Source organism: Vibrio fluminensis (assembly GCF_015278125.1).
Taxonomy (GTDB): Bacteria; Pseudomonadota; Gammaproteobacteria; order Enterobacterales; family Vibrionaceae; genus Vibrio; species Vibrio fluminensis.
In genome coordinates, this window is sequence record NZ_JADILO010000035.1 from 47,707 (window position 1) to 64,612 (window position 16,906).

Sequence of the window (16,906 nt, forward strand, 5' to 3'; positions counted from 1 at the left end):
CAAACTCTCTTCCAAATTATTTATCGCCGACGTAGAGCGGCGAACAAAACTAATCACGATAGGTAGGTGAGCAAATGGGTCATGCAGAAAGCAAGTTCCAACCAGCAAACATTGCAGTACTAACAGTCTCTGACACTCGTACAGAAGAAAATGATACATCAGGTCGTTTCCTAGCTGAAAACGCTCAAGATGCAGGTCACAACATTGTTGATAAGCAAATTGTTATCGATGATATGTACAAAATCCGCGCGATCGTTTCACAGTGGATTGCCGATGAAAACGTGCAAGCAATTATGATTACTGGTGGCACTGGTTTCACTTCTCGTGACAGTACTCCAGAAGCGTTAAAACCACTATTCGATAAAGAAGTAGAAGGTTTTGGTGAGCTATTCCGTTTGGTTTCTTACGAGGAAATCGGCACATCAACCATTCAATCTCGCGCAATCGCTGGTTTTGCTAACCACACGGTAATTTTTGCGATGCCAGGCTCAACGGGTGCGTGTCGTACAGGTTGGACGAAGATCATCAAGCAACAGCTAGATGCGAGCCACCGTCCTTGTAACTTTATGCCACACCTTTCAGTTTAATTACTGATCCATTTAACAGCGGAGCACTCATGAGCCAGTTTACCCATATCAACGCTTCTGGCGAAGCAAACATGGTGGACGTATCGGGCAAAGCAGAAACAGTACGTGAAGCGCGCGCTGAAGCTTTTGTTCATATGGCACCGGAAACCTTGCAATTGATCACGTCTGGTCAACATCACAAAGGTGATGTATTCGCGACGGCGCGAATTGCTGGTATTCAAGCTGCAAAGAAAACGTGGGACTTGATCCCACTTTGCCATCCTCTTCTGCTGTCTAAAGTGGAAGTGCAGCTAGAAGCAAACGAAGCAGAAAATTACGTACGCATTGAGTCGTTATGTAAGCTGGCGGGTAAAACCGGTGTTGAGATGGAAGCGCTAACAGCCGCTTCGGTTGCTGCTTTAACCATTTACGATATGTGTAAAGCGGTACAGAAAGATATGGTGATTGGTCAAGTTCGTTTGTTAGAGAAGCTTGGCGGTAAATCAGGACACTTTAAGGTGGATGCATGATTAAGGTTTTATTCTTTGCTCAAACTCGTGAGTTGGTTGAAACCGATGAGCTGCAACTTGAAGGGCAGTTTACTACGGTTGAAGAGTTGCGTGCTCATTTAGCTGCACAAGAAGGTAAGTGGGATCTTGCACTTGATCCTGGCCGTCTTTTGGCGGCGGTAAATCAATCAATCGTACCGCTTACTCACCCGCTTACCGCTGGTGATGAGGTGGCATTTTTCCCACCGGTTACCGGAGGCTAAGATGGATCCTCGTGTATTAGTACAAGTTGAAGATTTCAACGTCGGTGATGAGTATCAAGCGTTAGCAAAAAGCAATGCTTCAGGTGCGGTGGTGACTTTCGTCGGTAAAGTTCGCGACATGAATCTAGGCGACGATGTGGTTGGTCTTTCACTTGAGCACTACCCAGGCATGACAGAAAAAGCGTTGGCAGAAATCTGTGATGAAGCTGAGCAGCGTTGGCCGTTGGAAGCGATCCGTGTTATTCACCGTGTGGGTGATATGACAACAGGCGATCAAATCGTGTTTGTCGGTGTGGCAAGTGCGCACCGTGGCGCAGCATTTGACGCATGCGAATTTGTTATGGATTACCTAAAAACCAAAGCACCGTTCTGGAAGAAAGAGCGTACCACTGAAGCAACACGTTGGGTTGATTCGCGTGACTCTGATGCGAAAGCCGCAGAGCGTTGGCAAAAATAGTTTTTAGATTCGAGCCGTACTTTTTAAGACCGCCGTACTTTTTAAGACCATAGGTATTTGCCTGTGGTCTTTTTTTATCTTGCTTACGTAGTGATAGATTAAACCTATCAGAAAAATTGTTGCTTTCCATTTAGTAAAATCAAGAAATTAGGCGACACTTAAGTTAACAAAGTTATTTCTCAATAGAGTTTAGTCAGTGGCGCGACATAGGAGACCAACATGGAATCGTTAAAAGTAAGAGACTACATGAAGCTACAAGCGGTAACTTTTACACCAGAGATGTCACTCAGTGCGGCCCTAGATAAAGTGATGGGTTCGGATTATTTAGGCGGACCTGTTGTGGATGAGAATAAAAAAGTAATTGGTTTTTTATCAGGACAAGACTTGCTCGATAAACTGATCAAAGTAAGCTACTACTGTCAAGATACTCATATAGTCAGCGATTGCATGTATCCTGATGTGCTCTCGGTATCCCCTGAGATGTCAGTGATTGAGTTGGCGGAAATGATGCAGGTAGGCAAACCTAAAGTGTATCCGGTTATCGAAAACGGTAAGCTCATCGGCATAATTACACGTAAAGATGTGTTACGAGCGATAGCTAAAAATATCGATGCGTGTTTTAAGCATCCAGTATGATAATCTAGATTGAAGATAAGGCGCTGCGGCGCCTTTATTTTTGCCAGAGGAAAAGCGATGACCGACCAAAGTGCCAAGTTTGTTGAAGGTTCTACGATGCGACATATTTTAGTGATGTCGGGGGCTGGTTCTGTAGGGCTAATGGCTCTGTTTGTGGTCGACTTACTGGATATGCTGTTTATCAGTATGCTTGGGCAGGTAGAGTTAGCGGCGGCTGTTGGCTTTGCAGGAACTTTGGTTTTCTTTTCTACCTCTATCTCTATCGGCACGTCGATTGCGATGGGGGCATTAGTCTCGAAGGCTATTGGTAGCAACCAGTTCACTTATGCGCGGGCTTTAAGCGCCAGTACTATGTTAACCGCTTTCTTGATTAGCTGTGTGGTGAGCGTTGTTATGTACAGCTACATTCCTGAGTTGCTTGCGGCAATTGGTGCTCAGGGGTTTGCCGCCGAGAGGGCGCAAGCATACTTAGAGATCCTCATCCCAAGTGGGCCTATTTTAGCGCTGGGTATGGCAGCAGGGGCAGCTCTTCGTGCTGCTGGTGATGCGAAGCGTTCGATGTGGGCTACATTGTCTGGTGGCATCGTTAATGCCATTCTCGACCCAATATTTATCTTCGTCTTTAATTGGAATGTTGAAGGGGCTGCAGCGGCTTCTGTTATCGCTCGTGTCACCGTACTTGCTTTTTCTATTTACCCTCTAATCAAGATACATGATCTGGTCGCCGTGCCATCGTGGTTTGCATGGAAGTGCAATTCAAAAGCCATTTTGGCGATTGCGTTACCTGCGATTGTCACCAATATCGCTACGCCAATCGGCAACGCGATTGTCACCTCTTCTTTGGCTCAATTTGGCGAAAACTTTGTCGCTGGCTTTGCGGTGATAGGGCGAATAACGCCAGTCTGTTTTGCGGTGATATTTGCTCTGTCTGGTGCGGTAGGGCCAATTATCGGACAGAACTTTGGCGCTGAAAGGTTTGACCGAGTGAAAGAGACGCTGAATAACTCTCTCATTGTGACTACGGTGTACACTGTCTTTGTTTGTATTGTGTTGTATTTAGTGCAGGGCCTACTCATCAGCAGCTTTAGTCTTACTGGAGATGCGGCGTTGATTGTTGGGACGTTTTGTACGTTTATCGCCGTCAGTTTTATTTTTAATGGTATGCAGTTTGTCGCGAACACCTCATTTAATAACCTTGGTAAGCCTCTCTATTCGACTGCCTTGAATTTAGGTAAAGCGACTTTAGGAACGCTACCTTTTGTCCATATTGGTGCGAGTTGGTTTGGTGCATTAGGGGTTCTCTACGGCCAAGCGGTAGGGACGGTCGTGTTTGGTCTGATTGCTATCTGGGTTTTACGTAAGCATATTCGCGATCTGATGCAGGGTGAAGTGGCAGAGCTTGAACCTAAAGATCCCGCGATAAAAAGTGTTAATGCTACACCTTTCTGTAGCCATGACGCGGTATTGATTGAAGAAGTCGCAGCGAATAAAACCAAATTGTCAGATTAAGAGCTTGACCTTGGAGTATACTCCAAGGTTTATGCTTAGGGTGTACTTTGATAGGAGAATCAATTATGTGCACCAAACATGAAGCATGCCGTACAAATAAAGCGGCAGCGAATCCATCTCAAGCTGGCTCATGCGCGAGTCCTAAAATTACCAGTATCAAAATGGCTGGTGTGGAAAGCACAGGTTCAGACTGTTGTTCTAGCTCGACTTGTGGCAGCGGCTCTGACCCAAGTGATGAGGAAAGCGATTCCGGTCTGTCATCACAAGCTCGTTTTAGCCATAGCTGGAAAATCAACGGTATGGACTGCCCTTCGTGCGCCCGCAAAGTTGAGACTGCAGTCAATAAAATCCCAGGTATTACTGAAGCTAAAGTACTGTTTGCCACTGAAAAACTCATTGTTAAGTCGAGTGATGTTGCTGTCGCCACTTTAGTTGAGCAGGCCATCATAGATACGGGGTTTACCTTTAGCTCACCCAATCAAAAATCTACCCAACCTAAGCCCACTGGCTGGCTACCGATTATTAAGCAAAATGGGCAGATTATCGCGATTGCTTCGGCAATGGCGTTCGCTGGCTTGATTAAGCCTTATCAACCTCAATTAAGTGAATGGCTGTTTATTCTGACCTGTTTGGTTGGTCTGTATCCCATTGCTAAAAAAGCCATCTCTTTGGCCAAATCAGGTACGCCGTTTGCGATAGAAACGTTAATGAGTGTTGCCGCCATTGGTGCGCTTTATTTGGGTGAAAGTGTCGAAGCGGCGATGGTGCTGTTGCTGTTTTTAATTGGTGAACGTTTAGAAGCCTTTGCTGCATCTCGAGCGCGCAGTGGCGTGCAAGCGTTAATGGAATTAGTGCCAGAGACCGCGACCAAGATCATTGATGGTAAGCGAGTAGAAGTCTCCGCGAGTGAACTCAATCTTGGTGACGTAATCGAAGTCGCGCCGGGTGCTCGTCTTCCTGCTGATGGCAAAATTATCGCTGGTGCAGCAAGTTTTGATGAGAGTGCCTTAACCGGTGAATCTATTCCTGTGGAACGCTTGGCGAATGAATCGGTGATGGCAGGGGCAGTGGTGGTTGATAAGGTTGTGCGCCTAACCATTACTTCGCGCCAAGGCGAAAACGCTATCGACAGAATTCTCCATCTGATCGAGGAAGCGGAGTCGCGTAAAGCGCCGCTAGAGCGATTCTTAGATCGCTTCAGCCGCTGGTATACCCCATTGATGATGTTGGTCTCGCTGCTGGTGATCATCACGCCGCCATTGTTGTTTGCTCAACCGTGGGAAACATGGGTCTATCGCGGTTTAGCTCTATTGTTGATTGCTTGTCCGTGTGCTCTCGTGATTTCAACGCCGGCAGCGATTACTTCGGGGCTTGCAGCAGCAGCTCGTCGAGGAGCTTTAATCAAAGGCGGCGCAGCATTGGAGCAACTGGGTCATGTACAAACGGTGGCGTTTGATAAAACCGGCACGCTCACCAAGGGGAAACCTGAGGTAACCGATGTGGTGGCTGCTGATACTATTGATCCAGTTTGGCTGCTGAAACACATCGCGGCAATTGAAGTCGGCTCGAGCCATCCATTGGCGAGTTCTTTGGTGAAATACGCCGAGAACAAAGGGATTGAATTGCCCGAAGCAAGTGACAAACAAGCGCTAATTGGTAGCGGTATTCAAGGCGTGATTGATGGTGATCTATTCCGCGCATTGGCACCAAGTAAGTTAGAGTTTGATTTGGATAGTGAATTGAGTCAGCGCGTAGCTGAGCTCGAAGACCAAGGTAAAACAGTGATTGTGGCACTGAAGCAGGATCAGGTTTTAGGTTTGATCGCTTGGCAAGATACTTTGCGTGAAGACGCTAAACAGGCAGTTAAGGCTTTGAAAGTGCTGGGTATCAACTCAATCATGCTTACCGGAGACAATCCACGTAGTGCCTCTGCGATTAGCTCGCAAATCGATATCGACTTTCAAGCCAGCTTGCTGCCACAAGACAAAGTCCATTTTGTTGAGCAGTTATCAGCACGCAATAATGTTGCGATGGTCGGGGATGGTATTAATGATGCGCCAGCGATGAAAGCGGCGAGTATCGGTATTGCAATGGGGGGCGGAACCGACGTTGCGCTGGAAACCGCCGATGCGGCCATCACTCATAATCGTTTGGTTGAGCTGCCTGCGATGATTGAGCTGTCACGCGCAACACTGAATAACATTCGTCAAAATATCGCATTGGCATTGGGCCTCAAAGGGGTATTTCTGGTCACAAGTCTGTTGGGGATTACGGGGTTGTGGGTCGCGGTGTTAGCCGACAGTGGTGCGACAGCGATTGTGACGCTAAATGCACTCCGCCTACTCAAATTTGAAAGTAAACTTGATTAATTTCCCTGTGCTGCTTTGGTAGCAACTTAAGGTTGAACGTAAAAATAGCCACTAAAGTCAATTTAGTGGCTATTCTTTTTTATGCAATCACATCAGTTGTTATACATTGTTATGTGATGCCAACCGTTTTTATGTGCAAGTTGACGGTTTATTACTTTTTTATGTGTGACTTGAATCACTCTATATCCTAGGTGAGTTCGTTACATTAGTTGCGTACCCAATGAATTTATAGATCGAGTGTTAAACGACAACTCGACGTAATAAGGAGTTTCCTCATGTCTCAAGCTGTATTCCATTTAGGTGTTACCGAAGCCGATCTAGCTGGCGCAACTCTAGCGATCATTCCTGGTGATCCAGCACGTGTACAAAAAATTGCAGAGGAAATGGAAAACCCAGTTTTTCTAGCTAGTCATCGTGAATATACACTTTACCGTGCAGAGCTAGATGGTAAACCAGTTGTCGTGTGCTCAACCGGTATTGGTGGTCCTTCAACATCGATTGCAGTAGAAGAGCTTGCTCAACTAGGTGTACGCACATTCCTACGAGTTGGTACCACAGGCGCAATTCAACCGCATGTTAATGTTGGCGACATGATTGTTACGACTGGTTCAGTTCGTCTTGATGGCGCAAGCTTACACTTTGCACCAATGGAATTCCCAGCAGTTGCTGACTTTGAAGTTGCAACGGCAATGAAAGCGGCTGTTGAAGAATCAGGGGCTGCAGTACATATGGGTGTGACGGCATCGAGTGATACTTTCTACCCAGGCCAAGAGCGATACGACACCTTTACTGGTCGTGTAGTGCAACGTTTCCAAGGCTCGATGAAAGAGTGGCAAGAGATGGGCGTACTGAACTTTGAAATGGAGTCAGCGACATTGCTAACAATGTGTGCAAGCTCAGGTTTGAAAGCGGGTTGTGTTGCGGGTGTGATTATCAACCGTACCCAAAAAGAGATTCCAGATCACGCGACGCTAAAAGAAACCGAGGCTCGCTCAATTAAAGTCGTGGTCGAAGCTGCACGTAAAATGCTGTAAGGCGATTGCCTGATGCTCGGATGCTCGAGTTTGACGACTTGAAACGATATCAGCAAAAGATGTCTAACGTTGAAGTCGAATGATTCAGCTCAAATGATTACCCCAAACACCCTCAATATTTAGTAATAAGTATTGGGGGTGTTTTTATTTTGGCGTGTGGTGTTAGTCAGCAAACGCCTCAGAGTCTGGACGCTGAGTGAACTGCACACCATTTAAGAAGTCACACAGTAGCTCATCGCTACACTCTTTATAATTCTTATTATTTGGTTTGCGGAAGTAAGCACCAATCTCATACTTGCTTAGGCTGATGCCCATGAGTTCAAGTGCGTCTAACACATCTTCATTCTTCATGTTTAGTGCGATACGCAGCTTCATAAAGATCATGTTATTCGTCAATTGCTGCTCAGGTTTTGGCTGTTCACCTTCTTTCTTCCCACGTTTTAGATTAATAAAACCATTCAAGAACACCGCAAGATCTTTATCTTTCATCTTAGAGAAAGACTTTTCGTTCTCTGCTTTTAACCAGTTATTCACCTGATCATGAGCAACAGCTACATCAGCTTGCTCGAAAGCTTTGATAATTTGGGCATTTTTAAGGTTTAGAGCGTGCTGAACGCGACGCAAAATTTCGTTGTTAGTCAAAGGGTGTCCTAGTCTGGCTATTAGTTGAAGCGAATTGCTGCAACCAACGATATCAAGAATGAGCGCGACTCTATCAGAGAATGGCGACTATCAACAGAACTAATGGTTTTACGGTTAGTGTGCTTAACCATTTTCTGTGTAAATGTTGTCAGACGAAATATCGGGTAATGCTTGATAGAGACTTTGCGTAATATCTGTCAGCATATCATCGTAGACCTGGGCGATAAGCTGTGAGATATCCGTGGTCAGTTGGTAGAGTTGTTGCTGATTAAGTTTCAGTGTATCCGCTGAACTCAATTCATCGAGCTGATCGAGCACTTGGCTGCCGATCGGAGAGCGAATAGGCAGGGAGCTGATCAAACTGAGTTGGTGCAGTTTATGGCGGATCTTGTCGCTGTAGTATTTCACTCTCATCTCCCCAATCGGCTGATCGATTTCTTGAATACAAATTCGCAGCTGAGTTAATACCTCCATGCTGTCGAGCACTTGCTGCCAGTTCATATGATACTCATCGCTAAGATCGGCACGACCAGACTCTAACAGCCACACTAGAGCAATATCATCAATTAAAAACATACAGTGGCGAATTGCCGTACCATGAATACGTTGGTTACGGGCAAATGAACGCTGCTGCCACTCATGACTCAACCCTTTGAGCTTCATTTGCAGTACTCGATACATAGGTTTATGGTCAAAATTAGCTAAGCTGACTAATCGACTAGCTTGTGCTTCTAATTCTTTATCGATTTGCTTAAGCGCATAGTCAGCAGCAGGTTGGTTATTTGTCGTGGCAGCATGATGAGTGACAGCACGATGTTTTCTGCATAGTTCCATCACAAGGCGCAAAGTGACGATTTGTTGATAGTTACGCTGGTGGGAAAGAGATCGTTGTCTTGAGTAGTGGTAGATTAAAATCAGGATGAGAACGGAAACCGAGATAGAAATGAGAATAAACATAGCGACTCCTTGCTGCTGGTGGCATTAGAGTCTCAGCACTATCAGTGCCAGATTTTAAGTTGATTATTATCAATGGCTTATTTTTAAAGGCTCGGTATGGCTGTACTATTTTGGTGCAGAGGTTCACCAGTGAGGGGAGGGTATAATACCAACCAGCATAAGTCTTTAATCATTCTTGCTGATTAAAATCGCTGATAACGTTGTTGCAGATTTTGTAATTAGAATAACTAGTTAGCGGCAATCTGCGCCTAGTTCTAAGCGATTTTCCTTGCGCAATTTTCTGACCACTTACTTATCCTGACGCATACCAGGTTGAGCACCTTCGTGTGGCTCAAGTAGCCATAGATCAGCGCCGCCAGGGCCTGCTGCTAGGATCATACCTTCAGACATACCAAACTTCATTTTACGAGGCTTAAGGTTTGCCACAACAACCGTTAGCTTACCTACTAGGTCTTCAGGGTTGTAAGCAGATTTGATGCCTGAGAATACTTGGCGCATTTCACCACCGATATCCAATTGGAATTTCAGTAGTTTGTCTGCTTTTGGTACGGCTTCACAAGAAACAATCTTAGCGATACGTAGGTCAACTTTTGCAAATGCATCAAACTCAATTTCTTCTGCAATTGGGTCTTTGCTTAGTTCAGTTTCACCTGCTGATTTTGCCGCTTCTGCTTTCTCTTTTGCTGCCATTTCAGCGGCTGCATCTTCTTTAGAGGCTTCGATCATCGCTTCGATGTTCTTAGGATCGATGCGGCTGAATAGCGCTTTAAATGCCGTGATTTCGTGAGCTGTTAGCGGAGCCGCGATGCCTTCCCAAGTCAGTTCTTGGTTTAGGAATGCTTCTGTACGCGCCGCAAGTGCAGGCATTACAGGCTTCAAGTAAGTCATCAGAACGCGGAACAGGTTGATACCTACAGAACAGATTTCTTGTAGTTCCTGATCTTTGCCTTCTTCTTTAGCAACTACCCAAGGTGCTTTTTCGTCCACGTATTGGTTTGCTTTGTCAGCAAGCGCTGTGATTTCACGGATTGCTCGACCAAATTCGCGAGTTTCGAAAAGCTCAGCAATACGATCAGCAGCCGATACAAATTCATTGTATAGCTCAGGCTCTGCGAAGTTTTCAGCCAGTTTGCCTTCAAAACGTTTAGTAATGAAGCCAGCGTTACGTGATGCTAGGTTAACAATCTTGTTTACTACGTCAGCGTTTACACGTTGAGAGAAGTCTTCAAGGTTAAGGTCTAGGTCATCAATACGGCTATTTAGTTTCGCCGCGTAGTAGTAACGTAGACATTCTGGGTCTAGGTGATTTAGGTATGTGCTTGCTTTAACAAACGTACCTTTTGACTTAGACATTTTCGCGCCGTTTACCGTTACGTAGCCGTGAACGAATACGTTGTTTGGTTTGCGGAAACCAGAGCCTTCTAGCATTGCTGGCCAGAATAGGCTGTGGAAGTAAACGATGTCTTTACCGATGAAGTGGTACAGCTCAGTTGTGCTGTCTTTTTTCCAGTATTCGTCGAAGTCTAGACCTTCTGTCTTATCACATAGGTTCTTGAATGAAGCCATGTAACCAACAGGTGCATCTAGCCAAACGTAGAAGAATTTGTTCTCTTCACCAGGGATCTCGAAACCGAAGTAAGGTGCATCACGTGAGATATCCCACTGTTGTAGACCTGACTCGAACCACTCTTGCATCTTGTTCGCTGTTTCAGATTGTAGCGAGCCAGAGCGAGTCCACTCTTTTAGCATGCTTTCAAACTGAGGTAGATCGAAGAAGAAATGCTCAGAATCTTTCATGATCGGTGTTGCGCCAGACACTGCTGATTTTGGATCAATCAGTTCAGTTGGGCTGTATGTTTCACCACAGTTGTCACAGTTGTCGCCATATTGATCTTCAGACTTACACTTAGGGCAAGTACCTTTAACAAAACGGTCAGGTAGGAACATCTCTTTTTCTGGGTCAAACAGCTGAGAGATAGTGCGGCTAGAAATAAAGCCATTTTTCTTCAGTTGTAGATAGATGTGAGATGCCAACTCGCGGTTCTCGTCAGAATGCGTGCTGTGGTAGTTATCAAAGCTGATATCGAAGCCAGCGAAGTCTTTCTGGTGTTCTTCACTTACTGCTGCGATCATCTCTTCAGGAGAGATACCCATCTGTTGAGCTTTAAGCATGATCGGTGTGCCGTGAGCGTCGTCAGCACAGATGAAGTTTACAGTGTTGCCACGTAGGCGTTGGTAACGAACCCAGATGTCAGCTTGGATATGCTCAAGCATATGACCTAGGTGGATCGAACCGTTAGCGTACGGAAGGGCACAAGTTACCAGCATTTTCCTTGCAGGAAAGTTTCTTGGATCGTTTGCCATACTTAATATTCGCTTTTCTCGATAGGTACAAAAAATAGAGACTAATACTACCCGATTCAAACAGCGACTCCAAGGTGTCAAATCGGCAATCCCCTAGTTTTTTCAGGGTTCTGTATCGGCGATTCGAGTGCTAGGATGGGAGGGATAAAGGAGGACCTATGCGTCAGTTCAATTCCAAACAAGATTTTTGCGATTGGTTAAGCCAATACGAGCACCATTCTGTGATTCAAAACTGGGCATCCACACCGGGTATTGTCAGTGTCGATGCGGAAGGTTTTTTTGATATTAAACTCCCGTACGCTGCGAATCAGCTGGTGGCTGATATCGACCAATGGATTCAAGCTCAGCAACAGAGTCAAGTAGTGGCTAAGTTTAACTACCGAGTGGGCGTGCAGGTGAAGACGCTAGTGAATCACCTTGGCAGTACAGTAAAAGGCGTGAAAAACATTATTGCTGTCACGTCAGCGAAAGGTGGCGTTGGTAAGTCGACAACCTCAGTCAACTTAGCGTTAGCCATCTCGCGCAGCGGTGCCAAAGTAGGCCTACTTGATGCCGATATCTATGGTCCTTCAGTGCCAATGATGATTGGTCAGGTTGAGGCGCAACCAACGGTACGTGATAATAAGTGGATGCAGCCAGTTGAAGCCCATGGTATCTACACCCACTCGATTGGTTATCTTGTGTCTAAAGATGAAGCCACCATTTGGCGTGGTCCGATGGCATCGAAAGCGCTGGCTCAATTACTCAATGAAACGGATTGGCCTGAATTGGATTATCTTGTGATTGATATGCCGCCAGGTACGGGTGATATTCAATTGAGTCTCGCGCAGCAAATTCCAGTTACAGGCGCCGTGATTGTCACTACTCCGCAAGATCTTGCTTTAGCTGATGCGCGCAAAGGTGCCGCGATGTTCGATAAAGTGGGGATCCCTTTGGTCGGTTTGGTTGAGAACATGAGTTATCACATCTGTAGCAATTGTGGTCACCAAGAACATATCTTTGGTACGGGTGGCGCGGAGAAGATGTCGGCGGAGTACAATTTGGACTTATTGGGACAAATTCCACTCGATATTCATGTTCGTGAAGATATCGATGCTGGTTGCCCAACCGTGGCCGCACGACCAGATTCTGAACATACCAAGCAGTACCTAGAACTGGCAGAGGCCGTCTGTGCACGCCTCTACTGGCGAGGTGATGTTCAACCAGATGCTATAAACATCACCATGTTGTGAGTGCTGTTGTATATCTAGATTTAGCTGGTGTTATGCCAGCTAAACGTTTGCTTTGTCTTTTCTTATTCCATTTTGTATAGAAAGACGATTTAGTCTATTACTTTCTGGTATCTCACTAATGAACTCCCTATAATCAGGCAGTTTAATTTGGCTCTGCTAACCTTTCCATGCCACACTATTAGCAGGTCACAGCTCACCAATCAATTCATCGGGTGCAAGAATAATGTCTGATAATAATCAATGTGTAATCGTCGGTATTGCTGGCGCGTCAGCTTCTGGTAAAAGCTTAATCGCAAGCACTATTTATAATGAACTTCGCGAGAAGGTAGGCGATCATCAAATTGGTGTAATTACGGAAGATTGCTACTACAACGACCAGACTCATCTGAGCATGGAAGAACGTGTAAAAACTAACTATGACCACCCGAGTGCACTAGATCACGATCTACTGTGTGATCACCTAGAGAAACTAGTTAAAGGTGAAGCGGTTGAAGTGCCTGAGTACAGCTACTCAGAGCATACTCGTACAGAGAACACCACAACAATGACACCAAAGAAAGTGATCATTCTTGAAGGTATTCTACTTCTAACAGATCCACGTCTACGTAAACTGTGTCATGCGACAGTATTTATGGATACTCCGCTTGATATCTGTCTATTGCGCCGTGTTAAGCGTGACGTAGAAGAGCGTGGTCGTACAATGGAATCGGTACTTAAACAGTACCAAGAGACTGTACGTCCAATGTTTATGCAGTTTATTGAACCATCAAAGCAATACGCAGACATCATCGTTCCTCGCGGTGGTAAAAACCGTATCGCGATCGATGTGCTTAAAGCGCACATTGCTAAGCTTCTGAAATCTTAACCTAATTCTGATTTTAGAGACTTTATTTTTTTCTCGATAAGTGGCACTTTAAGTGCCACTTTCTTTTTGCTGCAAGATAATCGTTTTTGTACTAATTTTGCGCTAAACCATTATACTTTCAGTAAACTTTTCCCACATCGCCGCTAGGCAGTTAAGCAAGGACTCTGCTGATGAAGAAAATCGCGTTAGTGCTCGCCATTCCTATCGTGGCAATCATCGCCGCCATCTTGGCATTGGTGTTGCTCGTAAATCCTAACCAATTTAAGCCCCTTATCGTTGAGCAAGCTAAACAGCAAACTGGTTTAGATCTTGTGATTGAAGGCGACATTGATTGGCAATTCTTCCCTTCGGTTGGTTTTACGTTAGGCAAAACTGAACTGAAGAACCCACAAGGTTTTAGTCAGCCTAATCTGTTTAAAGTCGAACAGGTCGGTATCGATGTTTCAGTGATGCCTCTGTTTAGTCAGCAGCTAGAAATTGGCAATGTGACGCTTGATGGCGCGGAGTTCTACCTTGAAACCCGTAAAGATGGCGTGAAAAACTTAGATGCGCTCCAAGCAAATAAACCACAAGCGGCTTCTGAGCCAGCATCATCTACGCCGGAAAATGCGCCAGCGACAGAGCAGAGTGAACAGCCAGCATCAGCTTGGACTATCAGCCTAGCGGGTATTTCGATTACCAATGCACTACTTGATATTCAAGATGATCAGGCGGGTACGCATACCAAATTGTACGACGTGTCGCTGACGTTAACCGAGTTCGCTCTGGATGCTTGGAGCAAAGCAGATTTTGCGATGAAAGGTGAAACCAATCAGCAAAAATTTGCAGCGCAAGGCACCGCAGAGTTGAAATTGATGACAGGTTTTACTCAATATGAGCTAAAAAACATCAGTTTTGATGCGAGTTATAGCGATGCAAGTAACAAGATAGAGTCTGCTTCAATTCAATTGGATACCTTTGCGTTCGATCAAGCCAACAACCTCAAGTATGCAGTTAAGGGAACCGTGGCAGATTTAGCGCTTGATCTTAAAGGCGGTGCACAGCTGACGGTAGATAAAGCGATCAGTAAAGTGACCATGAAGCAGCTGGGGCTCGATGCTACATTTGAAGGTGCAGCATTGCCGCAATCGCCAATGAAAGTGGATATGGCATCGGACTTAACGTTTGATTTAACTAAAAACCACTTAAGTTTTGTATTGGAAAAACTGACCGCCAATGCTTTGCAGTTTGATGGTAAGTTAGATGTGACACTCGCAGACATTCCAAAGATTATCTTTAATCTTCACAGTCCTGAAATTGATGTTGATGCATTCTTAGGCACAGACAAAGATACTCAAGAAAAATCGGGTAAACAAACGAGTGAAGGTGAAGCTAAGTCTGAACAACAGAGTCAAGTTGCCAAGGCTGAGAAAGAGCAGGAGCCAGATCTAACGGCGTTAAAAGCGCTGGATGTGACCGGTGCAATCACGATTGATAAGTTCAAGGCAGGCAATGCGAAAATGCAAAACGTTGCGGCTAAGTTCAGCGTTAATCGTGGCCTAGTCAAACTCACCTCATTTAGCTCAAATCTCTACGATGGTTCTATCAAAGCGACCGCAACGTTAGATGCACGTAAATCGCCAGCGACCTACAGTGCTAAAAAACAGATCAAAGGCGTGAAAGTGCTACCGTTACTGATTGATGTGGCGCAAAACGATAAGTTAGAAGGCACTGGCAATATTGATGTTGACGTTAAAGGTAAAGGTTTAGCGCCAACTACAATGAAGCAAAATCTTGCCGGTACAATTAAGATCAACTTTGCGGATGGTGCGGTTAATGGTATCAACGTCGCGCAGTTAATCCGAGAGAACTACGCGAAGTTTAAAGGCGAGTCTGTAGAAGGACAGGACCAAGCTAAGAAGACCGACTTCAGCGCGATGACAGCCACGCTAAACTTGAAAAATGGCGTGGTATCGACCAATAACCTTCATGCTCAATCGCCATTGCTGCGTGTTCGTGGTGAAGGTAGTGCTAATTACCTCAATGAGACCGCAGATTTTACTATTAGCACCTCGATCGTTGGTTCGCTAGAAGGGCAGGGTGGTAAGGACATCGACGAGCTAAAAGATCTCACCATTCCAATTAATGTGTCAGGCAAATGGTCTGATCCGAAGTTCAAATTGGTCTTTGATGATGTGTTGAAACAGAAAGCACAAAAAGAGATCGATCGTGGTCTTGAAAAGCTTGATGAAAAGTTGGGCGAAAAAATCAAAGATGAAAAAACCCGAGATGCGGTAAATAGCATTATTAAAGGTTTGTTTAACTAACATTATTGATATTGAAATGAAAGCCCTCAGTTTGAGGGCTTTTTTTATGATTCTATTTGCTTAGCTTGAAGTTGAAGAACTCACTGGTGCCATCGTCGTTGTCACTGGCAAGTACGCCTTCTAACTTGGTTGGCGTTTCGCTGGTAAAGGCGACTGACTCAACTTTGGTGATGACTCTTTGGTTGTTGTTCATCAATGGAATGAGATTGTCACTGAGATCGACTGTCTGGCTTTGTGATAACGTATTGAGTGGAACAACGCCGACATAACTTCCTAAGATTTCACCATCATTGTAAGCATCTCCTGTTGCTTCAATTGATGCCGTTACCACTAAGCTTTGTGTATCACTCCAATATTCAGCGCCTGATAGGCCAGCTTCAAAACCTTCTACGACCGTTAGGTTGACGTGGTAGGCTCTGATGTCTTCTAGCAGTTCATCTTCACCCGCAAGGTAGTCTTGGAAATCGTCTAGGTCAATTTCAAAAATGACGTTTGAACCACCATTGCCACGGTTGATAATGTACGCATAATCTTCAGATGAGGCTAAACCTTCGATATTAATTTCTTGATCCGCGCTATAACCTGCGGCCTGTCGCAGAGCGATGTACAATGGCTTTAAAGAGCGTTCAATTCTAAGTTGACGATCTTGGCTGATCACGATTGCCCACTCGCGGACATCAAGCTTACTGCCGGAACCTAACATAACAAAAGCAGGCTTATCACTGACTGTTAGGGCATCAAGCGCTTCAAAGTCGGGTTTGACTTTTTTAATGATACGGCCGTTATCGCCAACCGGATAGTCCTTGATGAGTTCTTTTTCTGCGATAGTGAAATCGGCATTCATCTGGTGGAACCAGGGTGAATCATCACCCACTGCGTAAATCTTATTCTGCTCGACGACAACACCGGATGCTGAAGGAAAGTTATAGTTAGTGGTACGATCTGAAAACTCAAGGGTGAGTGATTGAGCGGCTAGAGAGCCAGTAAATAGCGCACCGATACAAAGGGTTAAGATTGTTCGCTTCATGTGAGTATGTCCTTATATGTAACAAATTATTAAGACGCTAACACAGAGGAACATAACGAGAAGGTGCAATCGGAGGAAATTAGAGCTGACTTCCAGTGAAAGCCGTAACAATGAAGAGAGATTTTATAAATCTTGGGGTGACTTAGCAGTTTCACTACGCTTCAGGTATT

15 protein-coding genes are annotated in these 16,906 nt (G+C 45.1%); 11 read left to right on the forward strand and 4 right to left on the reverse strand.

Annotation, left to right across the window (positions count from 1 at the left end):
• Window positions 1-74 precede the first annotated feature (74 nt).
• From moaB to udp, 8 genes are all read left to right on the forward strand, one after another.
• Window positions 75-587, forward strand: coding sequence for a molybdenum cofactor biosynthesis protein B (gene moaB, locus IRQ95_RS18725; protein ID WP_075708489.1), 513 nt, complete (start codon window positions 75-77; stop codon window positions 585-587).
• A gap of 29 nt (window positions 588-616) precedes the next feature.
• Window positions 617-1,096, forward strand: a complete 480-nt coding sequence (moaC, locus tag IRQ95_RS18730; RefSeq protein WP_194438726.1) for a cyclic pyranopterin monophosphate synthase MoaC — start codon at window positions 617-619, stop codon at window positions 1,094-1,096.
• Window positions 1,093-1,338, forward strand: coding sequence for a molybdopterin synthase sulfur carrier subunit (gene moaD / locus IRQ95_RS18735; RefSeq protein ID WP_194438729.1), 246 nt, complete (start codon window positions 1,093-1,095; stop codon window positions 1,336-1,338). The genes moaC and moaD overlap by 4 nt, the downstream gene beginning before the upstream one ends.
• A 1-nt stretch (window position 1,339) precedes the next feature.
• Window positions 1,340-1,795: a molybdopterin synthase catalytic subunit MoaE gene (gene moaE, locus IRQ95_RS18740; RefSeq protein ID WP_194438732.1), complete on the forward strand. Its 456-nt coding sequence runs from the start codon at window positions 1,340-1,342 to the stop codon at window positions 1,793-1,795.
• Between the two features lie 219 nt (window positions 1,796-2,014).
• Window positions 2,015-2,431 (forward strand): CBS domain-containing protein, encoded by a 417-nt coding sequence (locus tag IRQ95_RS18745; RefSeq protein ID WP_194438734.1) that lies wholly within the window; start codon window positions 2,015-2,017, stop codon window positions 2,429-2,431.
• Between the two features lie 57 nt (window positions 2,432-2,488).
• The gene (locus IRQ95_RS18750; RefSeq protein WP_194438737.1) at window positions 2,489-3,940 is read left to right on the forward strand and encodes an MATE family efflux transporter; all 1,452 of its coding nucleotides are present in this window, start codon (window positions 2,489-2,491) and stop codon (window positions 3,938-3,940) included.
• Between the two features lie 65 nt (window positions 3,941-4,005).
• On the forward strand, window positions 4,006-6,309 hold the full coding sequence (locus IRQ95_RS18755; RefSeq protein ID WP_194438739.1) for a zinc/cadmium/mercury/lead-transporting ATPase: 2,304 nt from the start codon (window positions 4,006-4,008) through the stop codon (window positions 6,307-6,309).
• A 275-nt stretch (window positions 6,310-6,584) separates the two neighbouring features.
• Window positions 6,585-7,343, forward strand: coding sequence for a uridine phosphorylase (gene udp / locus IRQ95_RS18760; RefSeq protein ID WP_194438741.1), 759 nt, complete (start codon window positions 6,585-6,587; stop codon window positions 7,341-7,343).
• Between the two features lie 162 nt (window positions 7,344-7,505).
• On the opposite strand, the gene IRQ95_RS18765 is transcribed toward udp, so the two are convergent.
• The 3 genes from IRQ95_RS18765 to metG form a co-directional block, all read right to left on the reverse strand.
• Window positions 7,506-7,985 (reverse strand): YehS family protein, encoded by a 480-nt coding sequence (locus IRQ95_RS18765; RefSeq protein WP_194438743.1) that lies wholly within the window; start codon window positions 7,983-7,985, stop codon window positions 7,506-7,508.
• A 123-nt stretch (window positions 7,986-8,108) separates the two neighbouring features.
• Window positions 8,109-8,942 (reverse strand): hypothetical protein, encoded by an 834-nt coding sequence (locus tag IRQ95_RS18770; RefSeq protein ID WP_194438745.1) that lies wholly within the window; start codon window positions 8,940-8,942, stop codon window positions 8,109-8,111.
• Between the two features lie 288 nt (window positions 8,943-9,230).
• Entirely contained in the window at window positions 9,231-11,306 is a 2,076-nt protein-coding gene (gene metG, locus IRQ95_RS18775; RefSeq protein ID WP_194438754.1) for a methionine--tRNA ligase, read from the reverse strand.
• Between the two features lie 158 nt (window positions 11,307-11,464).
• On the opposite strand from metG, the gene apbC reads away from it, so the two are divergent.
• From apbC to IRQ95_RS18790, 3 genes are all read left to right on the forward strand, one after another.
• Complete coding sequence (apbC, locus tag IRQ95_RS18780) at window positions 11,465-12,538, forward strand: iron-sulfur cluster carrier protein ApbC (RefSeq protein ID WP_194438757.1); 1,074 nt, start codon at window positions 11,465-11,467, stop codon at window positions 12,536-12,538.
• 223 nt (window positions 12,539-12,761) lie between these two features.
• Complete coding sequence (gene udk, locus IRQ95_RS18785; protein ID WP_075650370.1) at window positions 12,762-13,403, forward strand: uridine kinase; 642 nt, start codon at window positions 12,762-12,764, stop codon at window positions 13,401-13,403.
• Window positions 13,404-13,573: 170 nt separating this feature from the next.
• Window positions 13,574-15,709 carry an AsmA family protein gene (locus IRQ95_RS18790; protein WP_194438759.1) on the forward strand — a complete coding sequence of 712 codons (2,136 nt, stop codon included), beginning with the start codon at window positions 13,574-13,576 and terminating at the stop codon, window positions 15,707-15,709.
• Window positions 15,710-15,761: 52 nt separating this feature from the next.
• On the opposite strand, the gene IRQ95_RS18795 is transcribed toward IRQ95_RS18790, so the two are convergent.
• Window positions 15,762-16,736, reverse strand: coding sequence for a DUF6929 family protein (locus IRQ95_RS18795; protein WP_194438761.1), 975 nt, complete (start codon window positions 16,734-16,736; stop codon window positions 15,762-15,764).
• Window positions 16,737-16,906 lie beyond the last annotated feature (170 nt).

What these genes read in the sequence shown, in the direction of transcription:
- moaB (WP_075708489.1), top strand. Translation starts at nt 75, where the DNA reads ATGGGTCATGCAGAAAGCAAGTTCCAACCAGCAAACATTGCAGTACTA.
- moaC (WP_194438726.1), top strand. Translation starts at nt 617, where the DNA reads ATGAGCCAGTTTACCCATATCAACGCTTCTGGCGAAGCAAACATGGTG.
- moaD (WP_194438729.1), top strand. Translation starts at nt 1,093, where the DNA reads ATGATTAAGGTTTTATTCTTTGCTCAAACTCGTGAGTTGGTTGAAACC.
- moaE (WP_194438732.1), top strand. Translation starts at nt 1,340, where the DNA reads ATGGATCCTCGTGTATTAGTACAAGTTGAAGATTTCAACGTCGGTGAT.
- IRQ95_RS18745 (WP_194438734.1), top strand. Translation starts at nt 2,015, where the DNA reads ATGGAATCGTTAAAAGTAAGAGACTACATGAAGCTACAAGCGGTAACT.
- IRQ95_RS18750 (WP_194438737.1), top strand. Translation starts at nt 2,489, where the DNA reads ATGACCGACCAAAGTGCCAAGTTTGTTGAAGGTTCTACGATGCGACAT.
- IRQ95_RS18755 (WP_194438739.1), top strand. Translation starts at nt 4,006, where the DNA reads ATGTGCACCAAACATGAAGCATGCCGTACAAATAAAGCGGCAGCGAAT.
- udp (WP_194438741.1), top strand. Translation starts at nt 6,585, where the DNA reads ATGTCTCAAGCTGTATTCCATTTAGGTGTTACCGAAGCCGATCTAGCT.
- IRQ95_RS18770 (WP_194438745.1), bottom strand. Translation starts at nt 8,942, where the DNA reads ATGTTTATTCTCATTTCTATCTCGGTTTCCGTTCTCATCCTGATTTTA.
- metG (WP_194438754.1), bottom strand. Translation starts at nt 11,306, where the DNA reads ATGGCAAACGATCCAAGAAACTTTCCTGCAAGGAAAATGCTGGTAACT.
- apbC (WP_194438757.1), top strand. Translation starts at nt 11,465, where the DNA reads ATGCGTCAGTTCAATTCCAAACAAGATTTTTGCGATTGGTTAAGCCAA.
- udk (WP_075650370.1), top strand. Translation starts at nt 12,762, where the DNA reads ATGTCTGATAATAATCAATGTGTAATCGTCGGTATTGCTGGCGCGTCA.
- IRQ95_RS18790 (WP_194438759.1), top strand. Translation starts at nt 13,574, where the DNA reads ATGAAGAAAATCGCGTTAGTGCTCGCCATTCCTATCGTGGCAATCATC.
- IRQ95_RS18795 (WP_194438761.1), bottom strand. Translation starts at nt 16,736, where the DNA reads ATGAAGCGAACAATCTTAACCCTTTGTATCGGTGCGCTATTTACTGGC.